Here is a 2,798-nt window from a genome sequence, read left to right on the forward strand (position 1 = left end):
ACCGCCCTCCCCCGAGGGGGAGGGAGAATTATGGCTAAGCCTCCAGCCTGTATCCCGCGCCGCGCACCGTCTGCAGCATCGCCCGGTCGAAGCCCTTGTCGATCTTGGAGCGCAGGCGGCTGATATGGACGTCGATGACGTTGGTCTGGGGGTCGAAATGATATTCCCACACCTTCTCCAGCAGCATGGTGCGGGTCACCGACTGGCCGGCGTGGCGCATCAGGAACTCCAGCAGCTGGAATTCGCGCGGCTGGAGATCGATCTCGGTCGCGCCCCGATGAACCGTGCGGGCGATCAGGTTCATCTCCAGGTCGCCGACCTTCAGCACGGTCTGGACGCCGCCGGTCTCGCGACGGCGCGACAGGGCCTCGACCCGCGCGATCAGTTCGGCGAAGGCGTAGGGCTTGACCAGATAGTCGTCCGCGCCGGCCTTCAGGCCCGTGACCCGGTCCTCGACCTCGCCCAGGGCCGACAGGAACAGGACCGGGGTCTGGTCCCCGCCCTTGCGGACCGTCTCGACCATGCCGACGCCGTCCAGGCGCGGCATCATCCGGTCCACCACATAGACGTCGTAGCCGCCCTTTTGCGATTCCAGCAGGCCGAAGGCCCCGTCCACGGCATGGGTGACGTCATGCCCGGCTTCGGACAGGCCCCGCACCATGGCGGTCGCCGCCTCCGCGTCGTCTTCGACCACCAAAATCCGCATGGAACCCCTCCCGGAATCAAAATCGCCGCCGATGGTAGCGCATCGGCGGCGATTGACGAGTTAAGGCTTGGTCAGAATGCCGATCATTCTTCCGTGGCGAAGCGGAGCGGCACCGGGCTGGTGCCCTGGGGCGTGCGGACGAACAGCAGGATGCTGGGACGTCCGGCCGACTTGGCTTCCTGAACCGCCGTCCGCAGATCCGCCGCCGAGGCGATGGCGCGGCCGTTGGCGCGGGTGATGACGAAGCCGGGCTGGAAGCCCAGACGCGCAGCCGAAGACCCCTGGGCGACATTGGTGATGACAACCCCGTTCACGCTTTCGGGGATGTTGAAGCGCGACCGCGCGGCGGCGCTGAGCGGGGTGACCGCCAGGCCCTCGATGGTTTCGCTCTGGCCGGGTTGGGCCTGACCGGGCGCGGAGGAGCCGCCCTCCTCGCCGGCGTTCAGTTCTTCGTCTGACGGGCGGACGCCGGAGCGGACGTTCAGCGTCTGGCGACGGCCGTCGCGGATGACCTCCAGGCGGATGGTGTCGCCGGGCTTGGCCGCGCCGACCCGACGGGTGGCCTCGGCGCTGCTGTCGATGGCCTCGCCGTTCACGGCAACCAGGATGTCGTTGACCTTGACGCCCGCGCGGGCGGCGGGGCCGTCCTCGGTGACGGTCTCGACATAGGCGCCCTTGAAGTCCTTGGGCTGACCGAGGGCTTCCCAGGAGTCGGGGGACAGGCTGCGCAGGCCCAGGCCGACGTAGCCGCGCTCGATCGCCTGGCCGCGCATCAGCCGCTCGGTGATCGACTTGGCGGTCTCAGCCGGAATAGCGAAGCCGATGCCGACCGATCCGCCCGTGGGCGAATAGATGGCCGAGTTCACGCCGATGACGCGCCCGTAGATGTCGAAGGTCGGGCCGCCCGAGTTGCCCCGGTTGATGGCGGCGTCGATCTGGATGTAGTCGTTATAGCCGGACGGATCGATGTCGCGGGCCTTGGCCGAGACGATGCCGGCGGTCGCCGTACCGCCCAGGCCGAACGGGTTGCCGACCGCAATGACCCAGTCGCCGACGCGCGGCTGGGCGGTCTCTTCGAAGCTGACGTATTTGAAGTCGTTCCCCTCGACCTTGATCACGGCCAGGTCCGTGCCGGGGTCGCGGCCGATCAGGCGGGCCGGCAGTTCGCGGCCGTCCGACATCTTGACCTTGATCTCGGTGGCGTCGGCGACGACGTGGTTGTTGGTGACGATGAAGCCGTCCTGGGAGATGAAGAAGCCGGAACCGGCGCCCTGGGTCGTCTGAGGCTCGTCCTCCTCGCCCTGGCCGCCGCGCCCCTGGGGCGGAACGAACTGGAACGGCAGGCCGGGGATCTGGAAGGCGCCGCCCTGGGGCTGTTCGACCTTCACCGTCACGTCGATCTGAACGACGGCGGGGGCCACCTGTTCGAAGATGTTGGCGAAGCTGTTGGGCGCGCCCGGCGGGGGCGGGAAGCTGTTTCCGTTGGCCGGCACGGGGGTGAGCCGGTTCACCGCCTGGGGGTCGGCGTGCGCGCCGGGCCAGTTGATGACCCCGCCTGCGGTCGCCGCCGCCGCCAGGGTCAGGCCGGCCGCGGCCCCGAGAATGAACTCTTTGCGCTTCAGCATCTTGGTCCTTGCGATCCTCTCGGGGCGACGCCCCGTCTTGGCTCTTGATATAGGCCGAACCGGCGCGACGCCAATTCCGGTGTTCGATGGATGATCTCGACTAGCGCCCGTCGTGAGGCGAGGTTGCGTCCAGATCACGGCGAAGCTTCTCATTTGCGAGAATGTCTTGCAGTCGACGTTCCTCATCCGGGGAAAGGGGCTGCGCCTCGACGGCGCCGCGACCTGCGCGGACCAGGATGACCAGCAGCGCCAGGGCCGCCAGAGCGAACGGCCCGAACCACAGCAGCCAGGTTCCAGCCCGCACCGGCGGGGTGAACAGCACATAGTCGCCGAACCGACGCACCAGGTCGTCGCGCACCGCCTGATCCGTGGCGCCGGACGCGATTTCCTCGCGGATCAGGCGGCGCATGTCGCCGGCGACGCCTGCCGGACTGTCGGCGATGGCCTCGTGCTGGCAGACGACGCAG

Annotated in this window: 3 protein-coding genes; all 3 read right to left on the bottom strand. The window is 68.5% G+C overall.

Translation table 11 applies throughout. The annotated features are described in order from the left end of the window. Positions 1-34 precede the first annotated feature (34 nt). On the bottom strand, positions 35-706 hold the full coding sequence (locus tag ER13_RS16845; protein WP_008258750.1) for a response regulator transcription factor: 672 nt from the start codon (positions 704-706) through the stop codon (positions 35-37). A gap of 83 nt (positions 707-789) precedes the next feature. Beyond that, positions 790-2,331: a Do family serine endopeptidase gene (locus ER13_RS16850; RefSeq protein ID WP_035311171.1), complete on the bottom strand. Its 1,542-nt coding sequence runs from the start codon at positions 2,329-2,331 to the stop codon at positions 790-792. A gap of 100 nt (positions 2,332-2,431) precedes the next feature. Next, positions 2,432-2,798 (bottom strand): cytochrome c-type biogenesis protein (locus tag ER13_RS16855; protein WP_035311173.1); only part of this gene is annotated, 367 nt, incomplete at its 5' end.

Source organism: Brevundimonas sp. EAKA, from assembly GCF_000698025.1.
GTDB lineage: Bacteria > Pseudomonadota > Alphaproteobacteria > Caulobacterales > Caulobacteraceae > Brevundimonas > Brevundimonas mediterranea_A.

Bases quoted from the DNA above. Each gene is read 5' to 3' on its own strand.
- ER13_RS16845 (WP_008258750.1), bottom strand. From the start codon at position 706: ATGCGGATTTTGGTGGTCGAAGACGACGCGGAGGCGGCGACCGCCATG.
- ER13_RS16850 (WP_035311171.1), bottom strand. From the start codon at position 2,331: ATGCTGAAGCGCAAAGAGTTCATTCTCGGGGCCGCGGCCGGCCTGACC.